A 26438-nucleotide genomic window follows, 5' to 3' on the forward strand; every position below is an offset into this window, starting at 1 on the left:
GCCTGATTGATCCGTTTGCTCCATCCGTCAAAGACTCATTTTCTGTTTGATTGGACAATGACATGCAGTTTGAGTCAATTTCAGAGAATACCGCTGCACCGCTGACGATTCGTCGAGCGGGCCAACGAAACTTAAACACGCTAATCGCCTGTAAATGACCCTGTTGCCGGTGTAACGAAACTAGAACACGCTATTGAGGGGAAAAAGGCGGTAAAACGGCCGATTTCCAATGAATAACGATTTGTACATTCGTTAGAATGACGTCGTCTTCATTTTGAGCCCAATAAGGATTGTCAGTTTCGCTAGCGCCTAGGTCCGCGCGGATCGCCTTGAAAACAGGGAATGATCTCCTCTATATGCGCAATAAAGCCAGTTACATCAACGGAGGAGAATGATGAAATTGACTTTTTTGCAGGAATTCGTCTTCGCCACGTCGAGTTGCCGGCTCATCACGCATGACCATTTCCATGAACTCCAATCCGCAGCCTTCTTCGACGCAACGTCGGTGCAGGATCAGAGCTCAAATCGCGATTTTGGTATGATCGTTCGCACAAAATCGACTGCCTCGATCTGGACGCCGCTCAATGTGATGACGTTTCATACACATTCACAGGATCAGTATTGCGAGGCAAAGCCCGAAGTCAAATACGGAACGACTTCGGGCTGGCTTCTATTACGCACCCGCGCCGCGTTTCATCGGCGCGGGTCGTTTGGTATGGCGCTGCGACCAATAAGCCAAGCTCATCGTGGCGAGCAGCAGCAGGCCGGTCGCCCAGAACACGGCGTGAATGGAGAACACGCCGCTGATGGCCCCGCCGACGATCGGGCCAAGCATGCCGCCGAGTTGGTTGGCGGTCTGGTTCAAGCTGAAGGCTCGTCCGCGGAACTCGCTTTCCGTCGTCCGCACGACCAGGCCGTTCAGCGCCGGGAACACCGCGCAGAAGAAAATGCCGTACGCGAACCGGATGATGGAGAACCACCAAATGTTGTGAAACGGAATTTGAAGCAGCGTTCCGATGCCTCCCGCCAGCAAGCCGATGAGCAATATTTTATGGAAACCGATCCGGTCGGCCAGCTTCCCCCAGCGGGGAGCGAATATAATGCTGGCGACCCCGACCAGCGAGAAGACGATGCCCGCGGCGAGCGAGGCGTCTCTCGCCGGAATGCCGAGCTCGACGATGTACAGCGGCAGCACCGGTTCGATCGTCATCACCGAGAATTGGGTGCACAGCGTTAAGACGAGGATGACGATGAACGGTTTGTTTTGCGCCGCCAAACGAATCGTGTGGCTGATCGCGCCGCTGTCTTTGCTCGGCACGAACGATTCCTCCTTAACCCAAAAAATGATGAGCATCGTCGCAAGAAAGCAGAGCACGCCCGCGCTGCCAAAAGCGACCCGGTTATCGAAAATCTTCGACAACACGCCGCCCAGCATCGGCCCCATAATGCTGCCGGTTGCGGTAGCCGTCGACATCATCGATAAAGCGTAGCCTACCCTTCTCTCCGGCGTGTTCGTCCCTACGAGCGCGATCGCCCCCGGAATGAAACCGGACAACAGGCCTTGCAGCAGCCGCAGCGCGAGCAGTTGAAACGGATTGGTCACGAATGCGGTCAGCAGATAAATGACGCACAGTACCAGGCCGGCCCGGATAATCATCGGCTTGCGCCCGTATTTGTCCCCAATGGCTCCCCAGAAAGGAGACGATACCGCCCCCGCCAGAAAAGCGCTGCTGAACAAAATGCCGGACCATAGTTCAATATGGTCTTTCACGCCGATTTGGATCAGAAACAGCGGCAAGAACGGGATAACCATCGAGAAGCTGGACGAGACGATAAATGAGCCGAACCATAATATCCATAAGTTTTTCTTCCACGTTTCCATGATCTTCACTCCAAGCCGAACACATTTGTCCCACCTATTATACCTCAATCTTCCGTTTTTTTCTTTCCATTCCGAATCGTAGAGCCATAAGGACCGCCGAAAGTTCATTTCCCGGGGAATCGTAAAGGACGCTATTTGATAAGGTAGATGCGAAAGATAGAGCGGTCAAAGAGCCATCTCGGATAAGAGAAAATTTATGTTGCCAAAAAAACTGTTATTGCATATAATGAAAGAAATTTTACTTCAATAATTATTGTTATATACATAATTAAACTGTATTTACAACAATAAAAGTTGTTGATTTGTACTCAACAAAAAATCAACAAAATTCGAAGCGTAGAAAGGAGAGAAAGGTTAACGTGAGCATTGAAATCGATTTTTCCGATCATTCGAAATTGAATCGAATATTGACCACCAATATCGACGATTTTATTCATATTGCGAAAGCGCTCTCGACAGAGCTGCGCATCGAAATGTTCAAAAGCCTGCTCGAAAGGCCGATGAACGTGGTGGAAATATCCGAGAAATTCAATCTTCCCGCCTCGACAGCCGCCATTAACATTAAAAAGCTGGAGGATGCGGGACTCATCAAAACGGAAATGATTCCCGGAACGAGAGGGACCCAGAAAGTATGCGCAGCCGTCTTCAGCAGAATCGTTGCCGACTTCTCTTACTTCAATCCGCCGCCCTCCGATCATTGCGCCACCGTCGCTCTGCCGATCGGCCATTACGTCGATTCGGACGTCCTGCCGACATGCGGCATGTTGAGCGAGACGTCGATTATCGGGGAAATGGACGAGCCGAGATCGTTTTTTGAACCGGAGCGCATGAACGCACAGCTGATCTGGTTTCGCAAAGGTTACTTGGAGTACCGTTTTCCGAATCGGGCTCCGCGCGGATCGATCATTCGCCAATTGGAACTGACGATGGAAGTTTGTTCGGAAGCGCCGCTCCATAATCCGGACTGGCCTTCAGATATAACATTATGGATGAATGGAAAGGAGCTGGGTACTTGGACGAGTCCCGGAGATTTCGGCGGAGAGCGCGGTCTGCTGACCCCGTCCTGGTGGGGCGTCGAGAATACGCAATACGGTCTTCTCAAAACATGGCGCATTAACGCGGACGGATCGTTTATCGACGGAAGGAAAATTTCGGATACGCGAGTGAGCGCATTGCATGCGGACGAGCAATCGACTATTACGGTTCGGATCGGGGTAAAGCCCGACGCGCAGCACGAAGGCGGAATCAACTTGTTCGGCCGAAAATTCGGAAATTATGAAACCGATTTGCAAATGAGAATTTATTACGAGCATGAATGATCCAAATTAATAACATCATAGGAGCGTGTTATTCATGGTACATCGGATGGAATATCCCAGGCCTCAGTTTGTAAGGGAAGATTGGGCCAATCTCAACGGCACATGGCAGTTCGAATTCGACGACAACAATGTGGGCGCAAGCCGGAAATGGTATACCGGCGATTCCTTCTTCACCCGCAAGATCGAAGTGCCTTACGCTTATCAGACGAAATTGAGCGGAATCGGCGATCCTTCGTTCCATGACGTCGTTTGGTACCGCCGCGAATTTACGGTGAACGAAGCGTGGAAAGGCAAACGCGTCCTATTGCACTTCGGCGCCGTCGATTATCGCGCATGGGTATATGTGAACGGGCAATTTGTCGGCACGCACGAAGGAGGCAACGTTCCGTTCCATTTCGATATTACCGATGAATTGACTTGGGAACGGGAACAGGTTACCGTTCGGGTCGAAGACCCGTCCACGGAGGAAACGATTCCCCGCGGCAAACAATTCTGGATCGAGAAGCCGGAGGCGATTTGGTATACGCGTACGACTGGCATTTGGCAAACCGTATGGCTCGAAGCCGTTCGGCCGACGCGGATCGAGAAAGTGAAGTATTACCCGAACGTCGACACGGGAGAAGTTGCGATCGAGTGGGAAACGACGGGCGATTACAAAGGGAAAGAGGCCGAAATCAGGATTTCCTTCAAAGGCGAGCTTGTCGCTTCGGATCTGGTCCGGCTGCAATCCGCGTATACGAAACGGACGATTCATGTATTCAATCGTCATATTTTCCGGACGCCGTACCATCATAACGGCTGGACGTGGTCGCCGGAAACGCCGAATTTATTCGACGTCACATTTCTATTGAAAGATGCCGACACGGAATTGGATCGCGTTCAATCCTACTTCGGCATGCGCAAAGTTCATATTGAGAACGGCATGGTCTATCTGAATAATAAACCTTATTATCAAAAGCTTGTCCTCGATCAAGGCTATTGGCCGGAAGGTCTTCTGACGGCGCCGAGCGACGAGGATTTGAAGAAAGATATCGAATTGGCGAAGCAAATGGGCTTCAACGGCTGCAGAAAGCATCAGAAAGTGGAGGATCCGCGTTTCCTTTATTGGGCGGACGTCTTGGGGTATATCGTATGGGGCGAATGCGCGTCATCCCCTTCTTACAGCGAAGATGCGGCCGCAAGATTAACCAGAGAGTGGATCGAAATCGTAGAGAGGGACTTCAACCATCCATCAATTCTCGCTTGGGTTCCGCTGAACGAGAGCTGGGGCATTCCGATGGTGCGCAGCTCCGGCCAGCAGCAGCATCACAGTTTGGCGATGTATCATTTAATCCATTCCTTGGATACGACGCGGCTTGTCATTTCCAATGACGGTTGGGAGTTGACGAAATCCGATATTTGCGCGATTCACAATTACAATCACGGGGCTCCGGGAGAGACGGGGAAATACGAGTATTACAAACAATCGCTCTCTACCAAGGAAGACCTTCTGAAATCCCAGCCGGCGAAACGACGCATTTACGCGAACGGATTCGCACATCAAGGCGAGCCGATTCTATTGACGGAATTCGGGGGAATCGCCTTCAAGATCGGCTCCGAAGAGGGATGGGGATACACTTCCGTCTCGAACGAACAAGATTTCGTGCAAGAGTACCGCAGAGTCATCGAGGCCGTGTACGCTTCGCGCGCGATCCACGGATTTTGCTATACGCAGTTGACGGACGTGGAACAGGAAATTAACGGCTTGTTGACGTACGACCGGAAGCCGAAATGCGATTTGAACGAGATTCGAAAGATCCATGGCATGTGGAATCAAGAAATCGTCGAAGCGTAATAGCGGGGAAGGAGCCTGAGAACGATTATGAAACTAGGATATCGGACGGGGCGCACCGTAACGGCGGACCAAATTCACGCGCGCGATCCGTTCGTGTTTCCATAGGAGAAGGACGGCAAATAGTATCTGTTCGGCGCAACGTTTGCGGACGGATGCGGAACTGGCGGAATAGCAGGTAGTGTTGAGAAGAGAGAGGGTTATGGGAGTATGTTGTACTAAATACAACATTTCGGACCCTTTTCATACGGACACGGCGCCAATGTTGTAATTAATACAACATTTGAGGGGCAAATGTAGGGAATGATGCCCTTCGTGTGCTTCTATGTTGTAGAACGTGCAGCATGCAATGCCACCCCGCCCCTTAACATACTTAAATGTTGTAATTTATACAACCTGCATCAAGAGGTTATCCTGGAATATCGGGCGGAAGGATAGGATGCGCGACGAAACTAGACGAAACTAATAAACGGAGGAGACGAACCAGAAGGTCCGCTCCTCCGTTTTCCCTTTATGCATTGCGCTTCGTTGCCTTCACTGCAGCCAACTGCTTGTCGGGTGCAGAGGCGTTTCTCGAGCCGTAATATTCCGCGAATACGTCGGCGATCGCTTCCGCCGCATGCAAGCTTTCCTGCAGCGTATTGTTCGTGCCCCCGATTTCCATCAGCAGACTGCCGGGGGAAAGCGACTGGTTATATTCTCCGTTCCCTTGATGAACGCTTTTGGTAAGAATGCCGCGCGACAATCCCGGATACTTTTCGTTTAACAGTTCGTTCAACGCTTCGGCGAACGCTTTATTCTCCTCGTAGCCGGCATGGGCGGTGCCGATGACGAACAGAATGCGCGCATACGATTTGCCGTCGATCGTCGCCGTCGTTTTCTCGCGCGGAACGTTGGCGTCGCGATGAATATCGAAGAAGTAGCTAAGGGAAGGGTGCTCCTGCATCGCTTTCTCGACCGCTTTGCGGGATACTTTGTACGATTGGGAGAAATTCAAGTTTTCCTCTTTCAACCGCTTCGTAATATCCTCTTCTCCGGCTAAGGCCGGGATGCCTTTCTCCTGCAAAAGCTGGCTTAAGTGTTTTCCGACCAACGTAATGTTCACTTCCGGGTCGTCGACGGAAGTTCCTTTTGTGTTGCGTGCGATATTTTTCCATGATTCCTGATTATGAGTATGATAGATATACAATGCCGGCGCGAATTCCGCGTCCGTGATCGCGGGCGGAATCGCAATTCCGTTTCGGCTCAGGAAGTCGGTTTGTACGACCCAGCTTGCGACATAAGCCGTGCTTTGGTCGGGGAGAGTAACAAGATACCAATCCCCCTCCGTCTCGACGATCGGATACGTTTCGCCGGGCTGCGCTTTGCCGGTAATGTCGTACTCGGTTCCCGGCCCGCTGCGTAAATTGGTCACGTCGACAATATTTACGACCGTTGCCTGATTCTGAGGCGTGTCATTGCCCGCCGCAGGCTGCGTTTCGGTAGAGTCGGCGCCTGCCGGTTTCACTTCGGCACTCGCCGGTTTGGCCTTCTCATATTCTATGTATTGGTGGAATACCCAGCCGGAACTATCGTCCGACAATTTGATTTTCACCCATTCCTCTTGCGTGTCAAGCACTTCGTACTTCTTCGACTTTCCGATCTTTTCGACGATCGATGCGGTTAAATTCGGCTTCGTACGTACATTCAGCCGGTCTACCGTGCTTCTGGCATATGCGGCTTTGACTTCTCCTTGGATATCGGGTTGAATGATAAAGGCTTTTTCCTGCAATACCGGGCTCGAGGCATATGCCACATTCATCGTGCCAATCAACAGGAAAGAGCTAACGGCTGCGCTTAGTAGTTTGTAACGTAACAAATTGCTCCCTCTCCCTATGTCAATAATATCGTCTATACATTTCGACATCGATTGGCGAAATCCCTCCTATCAAATCGAAACGTGACGTAAGACCTATGACCGGAGGCTTGTTCGTGCGAAAGCGGTCCGAATCGTGCCCGGATCCGGCTTCATTTGGATTCGGGGCTCCACTCTTGTTATAATTGAACACGACACCCTCGACTGCCGAAAGGAGGAGCCGTGGATGGAAGCAATCGCTATTCAACGATGCGTCGAAATCGTCAGGGAGATCCGCGACGGGAAGAAGCGGATCACGGAATTTTCATTCGACATGCATCTGTATCCGCATCAAATCGCCGTGAAAGACGAGCAAATTACCCTTTCTACGGTGTACGATATTTCTTATCGGACCAATCGCGGCGCCGATGCGATCGGATTTCTCTATTTGCATACGAACCGCGGCGTGCGGACATTTTATGTGAGGGAACATCCGGCTTCGTTTATAGATGCCTATCAAAAACTGAAAGACAGCCGCTCGTAAGAAGCTTGCGATGATCGATTCAATAGGGTCGATAGGCGCAGGCTTTTTTTTGATTTTTAGCAATTCCGTAATTTCATATTGACTAATTCCGATAAAACAAATAAGATTTATCGGTATAAGGGGTTTGAACGAATGAAGTCGAAAATCGTCGTACGGGGGTGATTGCGTGAAATTCAATTTCGACCATCTGGTTCACCTGGTTAAGGAACCTGAGCGTGCGCTTCGGGAATTAACGCAGATCGGACTTGTCGGTTCGATGGGCGGAGAGCACTCGCAGTGGGGCTCGTTCAATTCATTGTGCTATTTCGGTTTAAGCTATATCGAATTTCTCGGGATTAACAGGCCGGAAACGGCGTTGAAAGTCGACGACAACGAACTCATTAAGGAAGCCGTAAGGGAGCTTCCAGGGAACGAAGGCTTGTCGACGATCGCACTGCGCACGAACGATATCGAAGGAGCGGCCGAATATATTCGTAAGCTCGGGAGAGTCGTGAAAGGACCCTTCCCCGGAAGGCGGACCCGCCAGGACGGAAGTATCTTGGAATGGTCGATGTTTTTTGTGGAGCGTCTCGCATCCGATGAAAGTTTGCCGCCTTTCTTTATCGATTGGAAGCAATCGGATCGAGAGCGCGAACAAGAGCTGAAGCAACGGCAGTTGATTCGGGAGCATCCGCTCGGCCCCGTCCGGTTGCAGGAAGTTCTATTTGCCTCACAATCGCTAGACGCAACCGTCGCAACTTGGAGCGCACTGTGCAATCTGGAACCCGAACAACCCTTTGACGATCCGGAGATTGCGGCGCGCTGCATCAAGCTTCGCCTTCCCGGGGGGGATTTGGTGTTCTGTTCCCCGACGGGTCCCGGATTGACCCGGCAGCGTTTAAGTGCGAAAGGTCCCGGCCCGTTTCTCGTCCGTTTCGAGGGCGCGGAGGCGAAGCAAACGAAAGACTTGTTTGGAAGCGAATATCAATTTCACTAAAAGGAGCTTATTAGAATGAGAGCAGCTTTAATTGTCAAACATGGAGACCGCAGCAACGTTGTCGTTGGACAATATCCGAAGCCTCAGCTTCAATCGGGGGAAGTGCTGATTGCCGTCAAAGCTTGCGGTTTGAATCATTTGGACATATTCGTACGAAGAGGAATTCCGGGAAGAACGCTGGAGCTTCCGCATATTTCCGGAGGAGACATTGCCGGAGAGGTTGTTGAAGTCGCCGGCGACGTGCAAGGAGTGAACCTCGGGGATCGCGTTCTGATCGATCCGCTCATCAACGGGCAGGCTTTGGGCGAAGACTTGACGGGAGGGTTGTCCGAATACGCCAAAGTTCCGGCGGCGAACTGCATTCCGATCCCGGAAGGCATCTCCTTTGAAGAAGCCGCTTCGCTGCCGATCGCTTACGGTACCGCCTGGAGAATGCTGATTACGAGAGGGCAATTGAAAGCGTCCGAAACGATCCTGATTCTGGGAGCGAGCGGAGGGGTTGGTACGGCTGCCGTCCAAATCGCCAAACTGACCGGAGCGACCGTCATTGCCGCCGCAAGCTCGGACAGCAAGCTCGAACAATTGAAAGGCTTGGGTGCCGATTATTTGATCAATTACGCTAAAGAGGATTTCTCCAAGGAAACTTGGAACATTACCGGGAAAAAGGGCGCCGACGTTATCGTCGATTATACCGGTAAAGAAACGTGGCCGAAGAGCATCAAAGCTACTAAAGTTGGAGGAAGAATCCTTACTTGCGGAGCCACAACCGGTTTCGAGGCGACAACGGATTTAAGATACGTTTGGGTAAGGGAGATTGCTATATTAGGTTCGAACGCATGGGAGCGCAGCGATCTGGAAACATTGTTGAGCTTGGTGCAAGAGGGCAAATTGAAGCCGATTATCGACCGCGTGCTTCCGCTCGAAGAGATTCAAGAAGCGCACCGGATTATTGAGGAAAGGGAAATCTTCGGAAAGGTGATTATAAAGCCGTGAGACCTCAATCGGGAAATTTCGGAGAGCTGTTCCATGAAGCGGTGCGTCGCGTTCCCGATCAAATTGCGTTAATAGCGGAAGGCGTCTCCGTAAGTTACCGGGAACTGGAGCGGCGTACGAACCGGGCGGCGAACCTGTTCCGGTCTTATGGCGTCGGTCAAGGCGACAGGGTGGCCCTGTTGTTCCCGAACGACTATCGCTTCATCGAAATCTGTTTCGGATTGATGCGAATCGGCGCAGTGCCGCTGCCTTTGAATATGAAGCTCGATACGGGCGCTCTTTCTTATATCGTGACGGACAGCGGAGCAAAGCTGCTCGTCTATCACGAATCGTTGGCGGATAAAGCGGTTCATGTGAAATCGCCTCATGTAACGGAACCGAGGGTGTTTGTCGGCGATCAGCCGATGAATCAAGAAGGCGGTTTCCCCGCCGCCATCGACTACGAGAAGGAAGCTTCCCGCATGCCGGACGAGTTGACGGTTGAACGGATGAAGGACGACGATCTTTGTTTCTTGCTGTACACTTCCGGATCTACCGGAAGGCCGAAGGGCTGCATGCTGACTCATGGAGGGCAATGGTGGAATACGGAAGCAAACTGCGAGGCGCTTGGAATCGGAAGCGGGGACCGGTCTCTTGTCTCGGTTCCTCTGTACCATAAGAACGCGATGATCAATGCCGTGAAGCCGTGCCTGTTCAAAGGGGCGTCCCTCGTCATTTTGCCTGGGTTCCAGCCGGAAGATGTCGTTCGCGCGATCGAGCGGTATGAGGTGACCTATACGACCGGGGTCCCGGCCATGTATAAAATGATTTTGGCCTATTGCAAGGAATATCCGGGCCACCGTCTGCCATCCTTGAAATTTCTCGTATGCGGATCATCCGAAGTTCCGGAGGAACTGAAGCTGGAATTGCAGGACACGTTTCAAGCCGAAATATTGGAAGCTTACGGCCTTACCGAAGGAGGGCCCCAGGTGCTTGCGTCGCCTCGTTCGGTGCCCGGACGCCAAGGCTCGTCGGGCTTGCCCGTTCCGGGATGCGAAGTAAGAGCGGTCAGTACGGACGGGGAAGAACGCCCGCTTCCACCGGGCGAAATCGGAGAACTGTGGGTAAGAAGCCCTGGAGTAGCGAAAGGCTATTGGAATTTGCCTGAAGCGACGCGCAAGCGAATCACTCCCGACGGGTGGCTGAAAACGGGCGACCTCGTCCGGTTCGATCGGGACGGGTACGGTTATATCATCGGCCGCCAGGACGATATGATCAACATCGGCGGGGAGAAAGCGTATCCGAAAGAGATCGAGAACATTCTGTCGCTTCATCCCGATATCGCGGACGTATGCGTGATCGGCATGACTTATGACATGAAAGGATACGCCCCTGCCGCATTTGTAGTGAAACGTCCGGGTTCCGCCCTGTCGGAGCGGGAGGTCAAGGACTTCTTTCTGGAGCGGGGTCCGGCTTACGCCCATCCGCGCAAAGTCCTTTTTCTCGAACGCCTGCCCTTGTCCGGTACCGGCAAGGTCGACAAAGCCGCATTGAAAACATTATTGCAGACCGTTCAACGGTAGAATCGGGAACGGGGGAAGGAATGAACATATGAGTATCGATACAGAGCGTTTGCTATCTATTTTGAACCGTCCGCGGTACCATCAGTTTTTGGGATTGGAGCTTGTCGAGGCGAAGGAAGGATATATTAAGCTCCGTTTGCCGTTTCGCGAACAATTTCTGGGAGACGAGTCCGGAACGTATATTCATGGAGGCATCCTGGCTTCGCTCATCGATATTGCCGGAGATTTCGCCTTGATTACGCTCCACAACCGGGGGCTGCCGACGGTCGACCTAAGAATCGATTATTTGAGGCCCGCCCGCAAGGAAGATTTGTATGCGATCGCCACGGTCGTCAAAAACGGGCGTTCGTTAGGGATCGCCGATATTGCCGTCGAGAACGTCGAAGGCAAGCAAATCGCTGTAGGACGAGGGCTGTACAGCACCGCACAGGCTTAACAGATATGCGCTATACATGGGGAGGAGCATGAACATGAACAACAAAACGTATGGAATCGTCGTTTCCGTCCTGCTGGCCTTGACTTTGGTCGTCTCCGCCTGCGGCAGCCCTGCCGGTTCCGCCGAGAATGGCGGCTCTTCGCAGGAAGATATCGTACTGTCGGTGGCCGGGCCCATGAGCGGCGACGGAGCGGAGTACGGCAAGGCCTTCAAGGAAGGGGCGGAATTGGCGGTTTCCAAATATAACGATCAAGGCGGATATGGAGGAAGAAAAGTAAGGCTTGTGTTCGGCGACGACAAGAACGATCCCAAAGAAGCGGCCAATGTTGCCCAGAAGCTCGCATCGGACTCGAAAGTGCTCGCGGTGATCGGCCATTGGAGCAGTTCGGCCACCTATGCCGGCATTCCGATATACGAGCGCAACCAAATTCCGATGATTACGCCGACGGCTTCGCATCCGGATTTGACCAAAGAGGAAACGAAGTGGATTTTCCGAAGTTCCACGACACAGGACATGGAAGGGGAAAACTTGGCGGATTATGCGGTAAATATATTGGGCAAGAAAAAAATCGCGGTGCTGTACATCAACTCGGACTGGGGCAAGTCCAACGCCGACGCCTTTAAACGGTTTGCGGAGCAATTCGGGGCCGAAGTGGCTGTCTTCGATTCCTATCCTCCGGGACAAAACATCGACTATACGTCCGCGCTCACGAAAGTGAAAGGGGTCAATCCCGACCTTCTATATTTGGGAAGCTTATATAACGAAGGGGTTCTCATTATTAAACAAGCGAAAGAAATGGGGATACAGGCCGATTTCATGGGCGCTTCTCCGTTCGACTCCGAAGGTTTCCTGCAAGCGGGAAGCTCGGTGGAAGGCGTATATCTGGACTCTTTGTACTTCCCGGAAGCCGAAGATGAGCGGGTGCAGACGTTTGTAAAAGATTTCCGGGAGATGTTCAACCACGAAGCGGGGTACTTCAACGCATTGGCTCACGATGCCACGCTGGCCGTCCTGGAAGGACTGGATAAGGGAGGCCCGACGCGGGAAGGCATTCGGAACGAGATGGAGAAACTGAACGGTTTTCCGGTCGTGACCGGGGAGATCAAGTTTGACGAGAAACGAGACGATGTCAACAAGCCATATTATAATCTGGTAGTCAAAGACGGAAAGTTTGTGCTTCATAAATAAACCTTCGATGCCTGCTCTTTTCTTGCGGTCGGCGGGCATCCTTGTCGAATGGGGAGTTTGGCATGATTATCGTTGAACAACTTATCAACGGCCTCGCTTTGGGAGGCGTCTACGCCCTCATTGCATTAGGTTTTACTTTAATATTCGGGGTTCTTCGTTTATTTCATATTTCGCACGGCGATGTGCTGATGTTCTCGGGATATGTGTTAATTTCGATCGTGATTTTCGGGTTCGGCCATCTGCCTTTCTGGCTTGTTCTCTTACTGGCGATGGCCATTGCCGCCGTATTGGGAATCGGCGTGGAAAGAATCGCTTTCCGCCCTTACCGCAAGTCGGAAGCCATTATTCCTCTGATCAGCGGCATCGGGGTATCGCTCATATTGCAAAATTTGGCCATGATCATTTGGGGACCGGGCCAAATCAACTACCGTCTGGAAGTGGGCATCGGCAATTTGAACTTTGGAGGCCTGCAAATTACCGGCATCCGGGCGGTCATTCTCGTCTCCTGTATCTTGATTATGGCGGCGTTCAACTACTGGCTGTTCAAGACGCGGACGGGACGGGCGATCCGGGCGACCGCCAGCGACCCTCAAACCGCCAGCATGATGGGAATCCGTCCCGAGTGGATCATTATTATTACGTTTGCCGTCGGCTCTTCGTTGGCGGGAGCGGCTACGGCGCTCATGGGCGCCTTGTACGGCGCGATTTATCCCGGACTCGGATTTTCCATGGGACTGAAAGCATTTGCCGCTTCCATCCTGGGCGGATTGGGGAGCATGACCGGAGCCATCGTCGGCGGATTGCTGCTGGGCGTGCTGGAAGTATTGACGGCGAGCTATATTAACGTAGCCTATCAAGACGCGATTGCGATGGCGATATTGATTGGGGTTCTGCTGCTGCGTCCGAACGGCATTATGGGGAAATCGGTGGAGGAGAAACTATGAACAGGAAGAAAATTGCCGCTATCGCGCTCATTGCGCTTCTTCTGCTTTTCCCCCTAGTCGTCAATGATATCTATATTCAAAGAATTGCCGTCATATCTTGTATTTTCGCGATTCTATCTCTCGGTTTAGGGGTTTTGGTAGGACAGGTCAAGCTGGTGTCGGCCGGCCATGCCGGTTTTTTCGGCATCGGCGCCTACACTTCCGCGCTGCTGACCACGCGTGCGGACCTGCCTTTCCTGGTCGGCTTGATCGGTGCGATTCTGATTACCGCACTCGTCGGCTTTCTGTTCTCTATTCCGGTGCTCAGGCTGAAAGGCCATTATTTGGCGATGGCTACGCTGGCGTTCGGCATTGTCGTGCAGATGGTCCTGCTGAATTGGGAGACGCTGACGAACGGGCCTAACGGCATTCCGGGCATCCCGTTCCCTTCCCTGTTTACGCTCGAAATAAGAACCGACAGAAGCATGTATTATTTTTGCTTCCTATTGCTGCTTCTCGTCTTGTTCGGCCTATCGCGCTTGTACCGTTCTCCGGTCGGACGGACGTTTCGCCTGATTCGGGAAGACGATATCGCGGCCGCGACGCTCGGCGTCCACGTCGTCCGCTATAAAGTCATCGCTTTTACCCTTTCCGCGGGACTGGCGGGGATGGCGGGCAGCTTGTTCGCCCACTATATGACTTATATCAATTACGATACCTTCAGTCCGTTGGAATCTTTCATGATCATGGCTATGGTCGTAGTCGGAGGCATGTCCACTTTGCTCGGCCCTGTCGTCGGAGCCGTTCTGTTGTCTTCCATTCCTGAGCTGCTAAGGGATTTGGCCGACTACCGGATGCTCATATACGGGCTCGTATTGGTCGTTGTGCTGTTGTGGAGACCGCAGGGGATTCTCGGCAAAAAAGGATCCTAAACCTTGTACAAGTAGGGGATGAATACCATGAACAATATCATTTTAAAGGCAGAGGGATTATGCAAATATTACGGCGGAGTGCGGGCGGTCGATCAATTTTCCTATGCTTTGGAAGAAGGGAAGCTCATCGGCTTGATCGGGCCGAACGGCGCGGGCAAATCCACGCTGTTCAATTTGCTGAGCGGCGCGGTCAAACCGACCCATGGAACGATTGAAATCGGCGGGGAAGCGGTCCATGGCAAACGGCCCGACGAGTTTTCCAGAAAAGGCGTCGCCAGGACGTTCCAAAATTTGCGGTTGTTTAAGGGCTTGTCCGTGATGGAAAATGTGCTTGCCGGATTTCATCAAAGCTCGGATTTGAGCATCGTTCGCGGGATTCTAGGCTTGCCGGCATTTCGCCGCAAAGAGAAAGAGACGGAAGAGAAAGCGAAATCGCTGCTGGATTCTTTCGGATTGTTGGGCAAAAAGGACGAACCGGCCGTAAACCTGTCTTACGGCGATCAGCGAAGGCTGGAAATCGTAAGGTCGATGGCCGCTCAGCCGCGGATTTTATTCCTCGACGAGCCGGCCGCCGGAATGAACCCGTATGAAAGCCGCCAACTGGTCGAACTGATTCGGCAAATCTGGGAAGATCGCCGTTTGACGGTCGTGCTGATCGAGCATGATATGGATGTCGTGATGAGTTTGAGCCAGGAGGTGCTCGTGCTGGATTACGGCAAATTGATTTTCCACGGAACGCCCGATGAGGTGAGAAACAGCGATATCGTCCGCGAAGCTTATCTGGGAGGTGATCTGGATGATTGAGTTGGAACGGCTTACGGTCGCGTACGGTTCTGTCGTGGCGGTAAGGGAAGCGAGTCTGCGCGTGGATCGGGGAGAGATTGTCGGCCTGATCGGTCTGAACGGAGCCGGGAAATCTACAATTATGAACAGCATTTCCGGCCTGGTGCCTCCTACATCGGGCAAAATCATGTTTCAGGGCAACGACATTACCGGCACTCCGCCTTCGGCGGTGCCTCGCCTTGGAATCAGCCATGTCCCGGAAGGCAGAAGGATCTTTGCCGATTTGACGGTGGAGGAAAATTTGTATGTTGGCGGATATCGTCATGGCCGTGAGAAACTGTCCGGAGACTTGCGGAGGGTGTATGAGCTTTTTCCGCGGCTGCTGGAGCGCAAAACGCAGCGCGCCGGGAACTTAAGCGGAGGAGAGCAGCAGATGCTGGCCATCGGAAGAGCGCTCATGTCTCGGCCTTCGTTTCTTATTCTGGACGAACCGTCGCTCGGCTTGGCACCTCTGGTCGTCAAGCAGGTGTTTGAACTTATTCGGGAAATTCATAGGGAAGGCATGACGATTCTCCTTGTGGAACAGAATGTGGAACTGGCTTTGAAGCATGTGGACCGGGCCTATGTGATACAGACCGGCGAAATCAAGCTGGAAGGAACGCCGGAACGATTGCGGTCTCAGAACGAGTTGATGGCCGAATATTTGGGGTCGATCGGCGTTTGAGCGTAACGGACATAGCGGCTGATTGGGCGAACGAATTGCCCCTTTCGCGGCGAAACGCACGTCTTCTCCGGCTTGCGTTGCGGCATTGCATGAAGACGTTGGTACCGGACTATCGTTCGGTGCTTCCGCGGCATGGCTCGAATTCGTCGGCACCAGCCCATCGTTCTGAACCATCCGCGCATTGCAAGAATTCGTCGGCCCCGGCCCAGAACCAGTATGGGCGTTACCGTGCGCCGGAGCGCTTGACTATCAAAATACCCTATTAGCGCCCCACAATTCTCTATTTTCGGCCATATGTCCGGTTTTGTTGGAGTGTTGGGTACCAAATGGAGTCAATTTCAAAATACCGCTTGGAGCCGACGACCCATCGTGTGCGCTAACGAAACGTAGACACGCTGATCGCCTGTAAATCACCTTGTTGCTCGTTGTAACGAAACTGAAACACGCTATTGAAGGGAAAAAGGCGATAAAACCGCCGATTTCCTATGAATAGCGATACGTACTTTCGTTAAATTGGGAAACTCTTCATTTTGAGCCCAATAAGGATTGCGAGTTTCGTTAGCGCCAATAAGGAGCGTAGGTCCGCACGGATCACCTAGGGAGGTAGGCCCTTCAATATGTGCAATAAAGCCAGTTACACCAACGGTGGTGAATGATGAAATTGACTCCATGTGCATCTTTTAACCCGTTTTGATCGGTTGATGCAGCAATTCCTGCGATAATACATCTTTTTTCTCGCTTCGATGGAGGAAGGGATGGTTTGGGACGGAAATTCCTGTATCATCGCAGACTTGTTGCCTCATTTCCTGTTTTGATGGCTGAATATCTGTATTTTTGCAGGAATTCTCGTCTTCGCCACGGTAAGTTCCGGCCAATCACGCCTTACAACTTCCCTGAACTCGAATCCGCTGCTTTTATCGATGTCACGTCAGCGTTGTTTCGAGCGTTAATGTTGAATCGCCCCGGAATTCATCTTTTTTTCACCCTTTGTTGAAATTCCATTCGCTCAGGACGGAGAAAAGACGGCTTCTGAACCAAGGGGATTTCGACAAAAGCGGCTATATAAAACTTGTAGGAGGGCTTTCATATGCCGTCACGTTACTCCGATGCTTTTGTACGCAACGAGAGAGAAGAACAAATAACGGCCATGGCCGACCGGCTGGCTGCCGGATTCGCCGAAAGAGCCGCCGTTCACGATGAGGAAGGCTCTTTTCCGTTCGATAACTTTGAGGAATTGCGCAAAGCGGGTTATTTGAAGCTTACCGTACCGCAAGAGTACGGCGGAGACGGCGCTTCGTTGTATGAAACGCTTCTGGCCCAGGAGAGGCTCGGAAGGGGCGACGGTTCGACGGCTTTGGCCGTCGGATGGCATATCGGCCTGATGCTCCATTATTCGCGCACGCGGCTGTGGCCGGAGGAATTGTTCGCCGAGTTCTGCAGGGAAGTCGCTAGGGATGGCGCGCTCATTAACGTCTTCGCCTCCGAACCCGCTACGGGGAGTCCGACGCGCGGCGGACGGTTTGAAACGAAAGCGGTCAGAGCCGAAGGAGGATGGCTGATTAGCGGAAGGAAAACATATTGTACGTTAAGTCCGATTCTCCGCCATTTTATCGTATCCGCCAGCCTGGACGGCGAAGAGGGAACGGCGGATTTTCTGGTTCGAAGCGGACCCGGGATTCAAGTGGAAGAAACCTGGAACACGCTAGGAATGAGAGCGACCGGCAGCCACGACCTGATCCTCCAAGACGTATTCGTGCCCGATCGCGATAGAATGACCCGGGCGGACCGGGCGCCGGGCCCGCATGAGGATGACGGCAACGGCTGGATGCTGCATATTCCGGCTTGTTATCTCGGAATCGCTTGGGCGGCCAGAGATTTCGCCATCCGTTACGCCAGGGAATATCGTCCCAACAGCTTGCCGGGCCCGATCGCGGATTTGGCTCATATTCAGGACAAAATCGGTGCGATCGAGGAAAAGCTTATTACCGCCCGCACCTTGCTGTACTCGGTAGCGGACCGTTGGGACCGCGATCCGCAAGGGCAATCCGCGCTGAGGAACGAATTGGGGCTGGCGAAGACGGTGGCGGTCAACAACGCGATTTCGGTTGTTGATCTTGCCATGCGAATTGTCGGAGGGGCGAGCCTGTCGCGCAAGCTTCCGCTGGAAAGATGGTACCGCGACGTACGCGCCGGCCTCCATAATCCGCCGATGGAAGACGCCGTCCGGCTCGGGCTGGCGCGAAGGGCGCTGCAGGAAAAGCCGTAATTGCCCGGCCGATCGGAGGATGGCCGGAGCGGAAAGGAAGTGCGAACGAATGTCGGTTTTTGCAAAAGACGCGTTAAGCGGCAAACATGGAATCGTAACCGGCGCGTCCGGCGAAATCGGCGAGGCGATCGTGCGGGAGGCCGTTCTCATGGGCGCAGCGGTTACCGTCACGGGAAGAAACGCCGATAAGCTGGAACGGTTGCGCCGATCCGTGATCCGGGAAGCTCCGGAAGCGGCCGTTCATATAATACCGGCCGACCTGTCGAAGCAGGCGGGCCGTGACCTTCTTGTGGCCGAGGCGGAGAAATGGGGCGGACCGCCGTCTTTTCTGGTGAACAATGCGGGCATATACGAAGCCGGCACGATGGAGGAGCTTGACGAGGAGCAGTTGACACGTGTTATGCATCTGAACTATACAGTGTCCGTCCTGCTCGCCCAGAAGGTATACGAGTCGATGAAAACCCGCAAGGAAGGTGCGATCGTGAATGTATCCTCTTTGTCGGGTCTTAGGGGAAGCTACGGAAATACCGCGTATGCGGCGTCCAAATTCGCCTTGATCGGCTTTACCCATTGTATGGCGCTGGAGGCGATCAAGCATGGAATCCGCGTGAACGCCGTATGCCCCGGTTTCGTCGAAACGGAAATGGGCTATTCGGTTATTCGGAAACAATCGGAATATACGGGAGAATCGCTTGAAGAACAAATCCGCCGCACCAAGGAAGGCATCCCGTCCGGGAGAATCACGACGCCTGCGGAGGTAGCCCGGACCGTTGCTTTTTTGCTGACGGAAGCAGCCGGAAATATCGTCGGCGAAGCGGTCAAAATTTCAGGCGGCGCGCTGTTAAGATAGCATCATGGGTGGCAAACCGCAATATTCCCTTGCATTGGGGACGTTTATGCCTTGTTTGCGAATTTTCATTCGTAACTAAGGCATTTTCGTTCCCGATTTTCGTTTGAGCGGCGAAAACGGGATGAATTAGCGTCCGGCGATGTCTTATTAGAGACGACCAAGGACAATGGCCTAAAAAATGGGCGTCTTCATCAGTAACAAGTGCGGAGATGATTCCATAGATTGTAATCAAATATTCCTTTTCCTCAACAATTAAAAAATTTACGGAGGTTTGTAAAAAATGAACGATTTCAAAAACGATCTTCAACAATTAAGCGTGAACCAATTCCAAACGGGAGAAATGACGCCGTGGAATCAAAGTCAGTATGCCGCCGGGCCGTACCCGGGAATACAGCAATCTGGCCCAAATCAGGCTGATCCGACCCGTCTTTGTATCGGCTTCTGCAGCGGTTTCTGCGCCGGTTTCTGCGCCGGTTTTTGCGGAGGATTTTGCAGCGGCTTCTGCGGAGGATTTTGCGGCGGTTTCTGCCACCATCGGTGCGGAGGATTTTGCCATCATCGATGCGGCTGACCGGTGTCAGCCTGTATCCGCAAGAGTTAACGAGCAATGCCCGCCCCTGCACGGCCGATCGGTCCGGCAGGGGTTGTCTCAATTTATTCCCGCATAACATGAAGGACAAATCGGCTTACATATATATACCTAGAACGGATGTCGGCGGTTGGCGAATGATCGTAAGGAAAGGAGGAGTGAGATGGCATTATTGACCCCTGCCGCACGGTTGAAAACCAACGGAGATACGTTCTATCTCCCGGTTCCAAACGGCGGCGTTTATTTCCGGAACAATGTAGGCACGTTTCGGATGGAAGGAGAAGCGATCGACCGGTGGATCGAGAAATTGCTTCCGATGTTCAATGGGGAATACACGATGGAACAATTGACGGACGGCATGGAGGACCCGCACCGAAACCGGATATATGAAATTGCGGAAGCGCTCGTCAATAAAGGATTTGTTCGGGATGTAAGCCGGGATCTCCCGCATCGGTTGAAGGATGACATCGTCCGCAAATACGCCGGGCAAATCGCTTTTTTGGATAGTTTCGGTTCGTCCGGCGCTTACCGGTTTCAGTCTTATCGTCAATCCAGCGTGCTCGCGGCGGGATCCGGCCCGCTATTCGTCTCGCTGGTCGGCGCGCTGCTTGAGTCGGGCTTGCCCCAATTCAGCATGCTGATTACGCACGAATCGACGACCAACCGGGAGCGATTGGCGGAATTGGCGGAACATGCCCGCGCAACCGACCCCGAAGTGGCAATCGAAGAAGTGGAATGGCCGAAGGAAGGGAGCGATCGTTGGCGGGAGATTGTACGACCGTTTTCTTCGGTATTGTATGTATCCCCGGAAGGGGATGTCGAGGAACTCCGCCTTCTGCATGCGGTTTGCCGGGAGGAGAAGAAGCTGTTGATCCCGGCCATGTTTTATGGTCAAACAGGCATCGCGGGTCCGCTCGTCCATCCGGAGAGGGAAGGATGCTGGGAATCGGCCTGGCGCCGCATCCATCATGCGGCGCTTGCCAAAGATCCGCAGCGGCATGCTCCTTCAGCTACGGCGGGCGCAATGCTCGCGAACGTGATCGCGTTCGAATGGTTTAAAACGGCGACGGGAGCGGCAGAATCGGAGCTTGAGAATGCGGTGTTTCTGCTCAATCTGGAAACGTTGGAAGGAAGCTGGCATCGGTTCCTCCCGCATCCGCTCGTCGGCGATCGGGCGCTTGCCGTTAAGCCGAAACCGGTGCAAGACTTGGAGGAACGGCTTGGACAACGTGCCGCCGCGAATCGAACGAATGAATCGTTCGTATTGTTTAGCCGGTTGACCTCGGCGCAAACGGGCATTTTCCGTATGTGGGAGGAAGGGGATTTGAAGCAACTGCCGCTTTCCCAATGCCGGGTTCAAGCGATCGACCCGTTGTCGGAAGGACCGGCGGAATTGCTCGCGGACATCGTCTGCTCCGGTTTGACTCATGAAGAAGCGCGGAAGGAAGCGGGGCTGGCCGGCGTGGAAGCTTACGTATCGCGTTTGGCCGGGGCGATTATGGAACCGCGGCAGAGGATCGGCGTCGGCGCGGGGGATTCGGCTGCGGAATGCGTCGTTCGCGGTTTGCAAGCCTGTCTGGCATTGGAGCTCGAGGAACGGCAGGCGCATTCGAATCCCGCGGTTGCGCCGGTGCAGGTAAGCGAGGTGGAAGACGGGCGTTGTCGCTTTTATTTGCAATCGCTCGCCGCGCTGCGGGGCGAGCCTGTTATCGGCATCGGCCGGGAAGTTTCGGGGTTCCCGACGGTATGGGTCGGGACGGGCGACCGCTGGTACGGCTGCGCCTCCCTGAATGCGACGATGGCGCTGCGGAAGGCGCTGCAGGCTGCGCTGCAGAAAGAGCAGAATCGAAGCGCCTGCCGTTGTCCGCAAGTGTTGGAAGTTTCGTCCGTGCTGCTGGGAAGGGGGGCCCCTGTTAGCATGAGCGTCCCTGCAATCGCGGAACAGGCGGAAATGTTGCGCGAGGCGATGCAAGTCTTTAAGAAGAACGGGAAGACGCTTGAAGTGATCGATTTGGCGGTGGAGCCGTTTCTGAACGACATGCCGGGCGGAGTATACGGGGTGTTGCTGCGGGAGGAGGAGTCATGGTGAGCGCATGTGTGGCAATGATCGGGGAAGGCGTGCTGGCGGACTTGGTATACGGGGAGCTATCCGCCCTATTTCGGATCGAGCGTCAGAACGATCCGACAACTGCAATTCCGGAAGAGGCGGACTTCGCTCTCGTATTGTCTGACGCTTATCATCCTGCCGTCCATCGCCAAGCCGAAACGGCGCTGCAGGCAGCGGGCATCCCTTGGCTGCGCGGCTTCGTCGCCTTCGGCGAAGGCATGGTCGGGCCGCTCGTGCGTCCGGAAGCGCCGGGATGCACGCTATGCGCCGATACGCGGCGGTTCAAGGCGGAACGCGACCGCAAGGAGATGTGGCAGCTTCGGCGCATGCTGGAAGCGTACGGGGGACGACCGTCCGATGCGTGGGCATCGCGTACGGGACTCATGCATATGGCCCATCTGCTCGCGGCAGAGACGCGGAAGGCGCTGCAAGGCGGCCGGTCCCTTCTCGAAGAGCGGGTCTATTTCATCGACATGAGAACGCTGCAAAGCACAAGTCATTTCGTTCTCCCCGAACCGCAATGTCTCGTGTGCGGGCGGCTGCCCGACGATTCGCCGGAAGCGGCCCGCATCGAGCTGCGTCCAAGCCCGAAAGCAAACGAGAACGGTTACCGCACCCGTTCGCTGCAAGACTTGCGCAGCTTTCTGACGGCAGACTACTTGGATTACCGCATCGGCTTAATGAACGGCAAAATGGTCGATCTATTGTCGCCTTTCGCCGACGTGAGCGTCAATCTTCCATTGTTCGGGCATGACGAAGCTACGGCGGGCCGCACGAACAGTTATGCGGACAGCGAACTGGCCGCCATTCTGGAAGGGCTGGAGCGGCATTGCGGCATGGCGCCCCGCGGCAAACGAACGGTCGTCCGCGACAGCTACCGCCATTTGGCGGATTACGCGCTTCATCCCGTTTCTGTAGGGGTATATGCCAAGGAACAATACGAATCGCCGGATTTCCCATTCAAGCCGTTTGATCCCGACGAGGCGATGGATTGGGTTTGGGGCTATTCGTTTTTAAGGGAAGAGCCGATCCTGGTGCCGCAGATGCTTGCTTATTACAGTTCAAGCAGCGAACCCGGCTTCGTCTATGAAACGTCCAACGGCTGCGCGCTCGGAGGAAGCTTGGAGGAAGCGATCTTCTACGGCATGATGGAAGTGGTGGAGCGGGATGCGTTTCTGCTTACTTGGTATGCGCGACTGCCGTTGCCGCGTCTCGATCCATACTCGGCGAACGATGCGGAATTGGATTTGATGGTGAACCGCTTGCAAACGGTGGCGGGCTTCGAGCTGTTTCTATACGACGCGACGATGGAGAACGGAATTCCGAGCGTATGGGCATTGGTGAAGAACCGGAAATCGCAAGGCGTCAATCTCGTTTGCGCGGCCGGGGCGCATCCGGATCCGGTACGGGCGGCGAAAAGCGCCGTCCACGAACTGTCGGGGATGACGCTGACGCTCGACGATAAATTCGCAGCGAACCGGGAGGACATTGCGCGCATGCTGCATGATCCGTCGTTGGTGCGGGGGATGGACGACCATTCGATGCTGTACAGCTTGCCGGAGGCGGAGGAGCGGCTGCGGTTTCTATTGGAGGAATCCGGCTCACCCAGGTCGTTCGCCGAACAATTCGGCAGTCCGCTGAAGCATTCGGACTTGACCGACGATCTGAAGGATGTGCTGCAAGCGTTCCGCCGATTGCAGCTTGATGTCATTGTCGTGGACCAGACGACCCCGGAATTGAAACGAAACGGACTGTACTGCGTGAAAGTGTTGATTCCGGGCATGCTGCCGATGTCGTTCGGCCATCGCCTCGTCCGCGTTACCGGTTTGAAGAGAGTGCTGCAAGTGCCGGCGCAGCTCGGATACGCCGAGCGTCCGCTGACGCCGGAGCAGCTCAATCCGCATCCGCATCCGTTCCCATAACGCCCGAGGAGGGAGAAGGATGAATCTGGACGCTTTTCTGCAAGATCTCCACGCGCCGGCTTACGAGTCCGGTCCGCCGAGCGAGCAGGTCGATTGGGACGATGCGCCGCTTCCGTATAAGCTCTACCGCGGTTTGCGGACCTTTCCGTTATCGGCGGAAGTGCCGCTGACGCTAATCGAACGGAAATCCGGCGCCGTACCCGGTCTGGACGAAATCGCCCATCTGCTCTGGTTTTCATTCGGCCTAACCCGAATCAGCCAAGCGCCCGGCGCCGGACAGCCCGCATCTTCGGGGCGGACGATGCAACTGTACCGCAGGTTTATTCCGTCCGGCGGCGGACTGTATCCGAGCGAGTTGTATCTCTACTTGAAGACGCCGGAGCTTCCTGCGGGCGTCTATCATTACGATGCGGCGCATCATCGCCTCATACTGCTGCGGGAAGGCGATTACGATTTGTATCTGTCCCGGGCTCTCGGCAACCGGTGCCGGGTTTCGGCATGTTCCGGCGTTGTCATGGTGTCGAGCATGTTTTGGAAAAATTTTTTCAAGTACAAAAACTTCTCATATCGGCTGCAAGGGCTGGATACCGGCGTATTGATCGGGCAACTGCTCGAAACGGCGAAACGGTTCGGCTATGCGGCGGCCGCGCATTATCAATTTCTCGACCGGGCGGTCAATCATTTGCTCGGGCTGCCCGAGCGGGAAGAAAGCGTATATGCGGTCATTCCGCTTGCGGCGGAGCCTGCCGCCGCTTGGCCTGCCGGCGGCCGGTCCGATCCGGGAGCCGCGGTCGTTTCCGCGGCCGGGCTGTGCCGGGAATTGCCCGCCGTCCGGCATGAACGCGTCGAGCGCTCGCGCAGGGTGAAGGAGTTTCCGGCGCTGGTGCGGATGAACGAAGCAAGCATGTTGGAATCTTCAGCGTCTTTCCGCCGGGCGGGCAAGACAAACAATCCGGGGAGCGGGCTTCGCTCCGCCTATTTGCCCTTGGCGCCGCCGATGTCGTACGATTTGGCGCAAGCATGCCGCAATCGGCATTCGCCGGAGACCGAGTTCGTGCTCGGCAAAGTGACGATGCGGCAATTGTCCGCGTTGCTGCAAGAAGTTGCGGCTTCCTTGCCGTACCGCAACGATCTGGGCGATCCCGAAGCCCCGCTTCCGAACCGCATTCAACTATACGTTTGCCTCGTTCATGTCGAAGGCGTGCAGGACGGCGCTTATCGGTACGATTTCGCGGCGCATGCGCTCCGCCGAATCCGGCCCGGGGATCATCGGCTCCTGCTGCAGCAAGGCATGTATTTGGGCAACGTCAACCTGCTCCAAGTGCCGCTATGCTTTCATGTGGCCGGCGATCGGCAATTTCTCGCGCCGGAATTCGGTTATCGGGGATATCGCATTTTGCAGATGGAGGCGGGAATGCTCGTGCAGCGTTTGCTGCTGGCGGCGTCCGCGCTCGGAATGGGAGGACGGCCTCTCCTCGGATTCGACGCGAACGTCTCCGACGAGATTTACGGATTGGCCCCGGTCAATCGGACCAGCCTGATCCAAATTCCGGTCGGCCCCTATCGTCCTCGTCCGCGGTTGGAAGGAGGGCTGCATAGCTGACTCCGGCATTCCCCGGCCATACCGATGCCGTATGCGGATGCTCTTTCGGTGTAGAATGAGTTACACCATTGCAGTACAAACCGGGAACGCGGGACTCATAGTTGTACAATTCTGTGATCCATCCCGCTGGGGAAAGAACCTAACGGGAGTATTCTTCTCATTTACAACTTGTATCGCCTTTCATTTTTGGATCATCGTTCGCTTGGAACGTGAAATCGAATAATAGATGATGGCAAAAAGCCGGTTAAGGGTATCCTTGACCGGCTTTTTGTTGAAATGACGGAAAACAATATTTAGGGAAATAAGGTATCTCCTCATTCCGCCTTCTGTCGATATCCCTCTCATTCAGTAAGCGGTATAACCGGATCGAAGCGAAGGAAACGACAAAGCTTGACATTGCAGTGTACTTCAACGTTTATGCTGAAGAAGAACCGTTTGCGGTTGTCTCGGCCGACGACGAAACGAATAATGGAGGTACTGTATAATGAGAATGTTAGAGGTTATCGTACAGCGATCGACAGAAAGGGCAAGCCTTACGATCAAGGCCGGTCCAAGTCTCTATTGACCAAATGTCTGCTGTCCTTCCTGACTCTGGCCGCCACGGGCATCTCCGTATATTTGAGCCTGTTGCTTCCCGTTTTTTCAATGCCCGAACCTACCGGCAGCTATGCGGTCGGCACGATATCGCTGCACCTCACGGACGAGTCCCGCGACGAAACGTTCAGCGCCGACCCGAACGATAAGCGGGAACTTATGGTGAATGTCTGGTATCCGGCGGATCGGGAGGAGGCGAAAGGAAAGCCGGTAGAGCATTATCCGTCCGAATTGGGAGAAGCGATCAGTCTGGTGTTTGGCGCACAGTAGACGAGAAGGCTCCGAACCATTTCGGCGCTTCAGTTTGTTGCTCAAGGCGCAAATGAATGGTTTGTCAACCGTTTGAGGCTCCGAACGACTTCGGAGCTTTTTCATTTCGCCGCCCGCCGCGCCGCCCTCTTCCCGAAGCCGCATTTGTGCCAAATCCATAAACATGATAGCATTCAAATTATCCTAAATTTCGAAAGCCCGTAATATCAAACACTGAATATAGTGGATCTGCCTCGCGGACTGTAAAAAAGTGGAGGTTTCCCAGTTCGTTCGGTTCAAGTCAACATTATGTGGATACACTTTCCCCCT

Annotated in this window: 22 protein-coding genes; 18 read left to right on the forward strand and 4 right to left on the reverse strand. The window is 54.0% G+C overall.

Annotated features, from left to right (window positions below; genetic code table 11):
• Positions 1-673: 673 nt before the first annotated feature.
• Positions 674-1882: an MFS transporter gene (locus tag LQ229_RS12320; RefSeq protein ID WP_216539333.1), complete on the reverse strand. Its 1209-nt coding sequence runs from the start codon at positions 1880-1882 to the stop codon at positions 674-676.
• 359 nt (positions 1883-2241) lie between these two features.
• Between LQ229_RS12320 and LQ229_RS12325 the strand changes: the two genes are divergently transcribed.
• Positions 2242-3201: a helix-turn-helix domain-containing protein gene (locus tag LQ229_RS12325; protein WP_216539334.1), complete on the forward strand. Its 960-nt coding sequence runs from the start codon at positions 2242-2244 to the stop codon at positions 3199-3201.
• A gap of 34 nt (positions 3202-3235) precedes the next feature.
• Complete coding sequence (locus LQ229_RS12330; protein WP_216539335.1) at positions 3236-5035, forward strand: sugar-binding domain-containing protein; 1800 nt, start codon at positions 3236-3238, stop codon at positions 5033-5035.
• 508 nt (positions 5036-5543) lie between these two features.
• Here the strand turns inward: LQ229_RS12330 and spoIIP are convergent.
• A complete protein-coding gene (gene spoIIP, locus LQ229_RS12335; protein WP_230191885.1) occupies positions 5544-6890 on the reverse strand; it encodes a stage II sporulation protein P in 1347 nt (448 codons plus the stop codon).
• Between the two features lie 223 nt (positions 6891-7113).
• Here spoIIP and LQ229_RS12340 point away from each other — a divergent pair, with 223 nt between their 5' ends.
• From LQ229_RS12340 to LQ229_RS12385, 10 genes are all read left to right on the forward strand, one after another.
• Positions 7114-7410 carry a hypothetical protein gene (locus LQ229_RS12340; protein ID WP_216539337.1) on the forward strand — a complete coding sequence of 99 codons (297 nt, stop codon included), beginning with the start codon at positions 7114-7116 and terminating at the stop codon, positions 7408-7410.
• A gap of 166 nt (positions 7411-7576) precedes the next feature.
• Positions 7577-8386: a VOC family protein gene (locus tag LQ229_RS12345; RefSeq protein WP_216539338.1), complete on the forward strand. Its 810-nt coding sequence runs from the start codon at positions 7577-7579 to the stop codon at positions 8384-8386.
• A gap of 15 nt (positions 8387-8401) precedes the next feature.
• Positions 8402-9379, forward strand: a complete 978-nt coding sequence (locus LQ229_RS12350) for a zinc-binding dehydrogenase (protein WP_230191886.1) — start codon at positions 8402-8404, stop codon at positions 9377-9379.
• Positions 9376-10941, forward strand: coding sequence for a class I adenylate-forming enzyme family protein (locus LQ229_RS12355; protein WP_230191887.1), 1566 nt, complete (start codon positions 9376-9378; stop codon positions 10939-10941). The genes LQ229_RS12350 and LQ229_RS12355 overlap by 4 nt, the downstream gene beginning before the upstream one ends.
• A 28-nt stretch (positions 10942-10969) precedes the next feature.
• A complete protein-coding gene (locus LQ229_RS12360; protein WP_216539343.1) occupies positions 10970-11377 on the forward strand; it encodes a PaaI family thioesterase in 408 nt (135 codons plus the stop codon).
• Positions 11378-11411: 34 nt separating this feature from the next.
• Positions 11412-12566 (forward strand): ABC transporter substrate-binding protein, encoded by a 1155-nt coding sequence (locus LQ229_RS12365; protein ID WP_230191888.1) that lies wholly within the window; start codon positions 11412-11414, stop codon positions 12564-12566.
• 62 nt (positions 12567-12628) lie between these two features.
• Positions 12629-13510 carry a branched-chain amino acid ABC transporter permease gene (locus tag LQ229_RS12370; RefSeq protein WP_230191889.1) on the forward strand — a complete coding sequence of 294 codons (882 nt, stop codon included), beginning with the start codon at positions 12629-12631 and terminating at the stop codon, positions 13508-13510.
• A complete protein-coding gene (locus tag LQ229_RS12375) occupies positions 13507-14421 on the forward strand; it encodes a branched-chain amino acid ABC transporter permease (RefSeq protein ID WP_230191890.1) in 915 nt (304 codons plus the stop codon). Before LQ229_RS12370 ends, LQ229_RS12375 begins: the two co-directional genes overlap by 4 nt.
• A 27-nt stretch (positions 14422-14448) precedes the next feature.
• The gene (locus LQ229_RS12380) at positions 14449-15225 is read left to right on the forward strand and encodes an ABC transporter ATP-binding protein (RefSeq protein WP_230191891.1); all 777 of its coding nucleotides are present in this window, start codon (positions 14449-14451) and stop codon (positions 15223-15225) included.
• Entirely contained in the window at positions 15218-15928 is a 711-nt protein-coding gene (locus LQ229_RS12385) for an ABC transporter ATP-binding protein (RefSeq protein WP_230191892.1), read from the forward strand. The genes LQ229_RS12380 and LQ229_RS12385 overlap by 8 nt, the downstream gene beginning before the upstream one ends.
• A 680-nt stretch (positions 15929-16608) precedes the next feature.
• Here LQ229_RS12385 and LQ229_RS12390 read toward each other — a convergent pair.
• Complete coding sequence (locus LQ229_RS12390) at positions 16609-16803, reverse strand: hypothetical protein (protein WP_230191893.1); 195 nt, start codon at positions 16801-16803, stop codon at positions 16609-16611.
• 212 nt (positions 16804-17015) lie between these two features.
• Between LQ229_RS12390 and LQ229_RS12395 the strand changes: the two genes are divergently transcribed.
• Positions 17016-18194 carry an acyl-CoA dehydrogenase family protein gene (locus LQ229_RS12395; protein WP_216539350.1) on the forward strand — a complete coding sequence of 393 codons (1179 nt, stop codon included), beginning with the start codon at positions 17016-17018 and terminating at the stop codon, positions 18192-18194.
• A 49-nt stretch (positions 18195-18243) separates the two neighbouring features.
• Positions 18244-19044: an SDR family oxidoreductase gene (locus tag LQ229_RS12400; protein ID WP_230191894.1), complete on the forward strand. Its 801-nt coding sequence runs from the start codon at positions 18244-18246 to the stop codon at positions 19042-19044.
• A 310-nt stretch (positions 19045-19354) separates the two neighbouring features.
• Here LQ229_RS12400 and LQ229_RS12405 read toward each other — a convergent pair whose 3' ends face one another.
• Complete coding sequence (locus tag LQ229_RS12405) at positions 19355-19603, reverse strand: hypothetical protein (RefSeq protein WP_230191895.1); 249 nt, start codon at positions 19601-19603, stop codon at positions 19355-19357.
• 193 nt (positions 19604-19796) lie between these two features.
• On the opposite strand from LQ229_RS12405, the gene LQ229_RS12410 reads away from it, so the two are divergent.
• The 4 genes from LQ229_RS12410 to LQ229_RS12425 all read left to right on the forward strand — a co-directional run bounded on the left by LQ229_RS12410 (position 19797) and on the right by LQ229_RS12425 (position 26129).
• Positions 19797-21722 carry a putative thiazole-containing bacteriocin maturation protein gene (locus LQ229_RS12410; protein WP_216539355.1) on the forward strand — a complete coding sequence of 642 codons (1926 nt, stop codon included), beginning with the start codon at positions 19797-19799 and terminating at the stop codon, positions 21720-21722.
• A complete protein-coding gene (locus tag LQ229_RS12415) occupies positions 21719-23662 on the forward strand; it encodes a TOMM precursor leader peptide-binding protein (protein ID WP_230191896.1) in 1944 nt (647 codons plus the stop codon). The genes LQ229_RS12410 and LQ229_RS12415 overlap by 4 nt, the downstream gene beginning before the upstream one ends.
• Positions 23663-23681: 19 nt before the next feature.
• Positions 23682-25265, forward strand: a complete 1584-nt coding sequence (locus LQ229_RS12420) for a SagB family peptide dehydrogenase (RefSeq protein ID WP_230191897.1) — start codon at positions 23682-23684, stop codon at positions 25263-25265.
• Positions 25266-25682: 417 nt separating this feature from the next.
• Positions 25683-26129 (forward strand): hypothetical protein, encoded by a 447-nt coding sequence (locus tag LQ229_RS12425; RefSeq protein ID WP_230191898.1) that lies wholly within the window; start codon positions 25683-25685, stop codon positions 26127-26129.
• Positions 26130-26438 lie beyond the last annotated feature (309 nt).

Source organism: Paenibacillus sp. CECT 9249 (assembly GCF_918697855.1).
Taxonomy (GTDB): Bacteria; Bacillota; Bacilli; order Paenibacillales; family Paenibacillaceae; genus MSJ-34.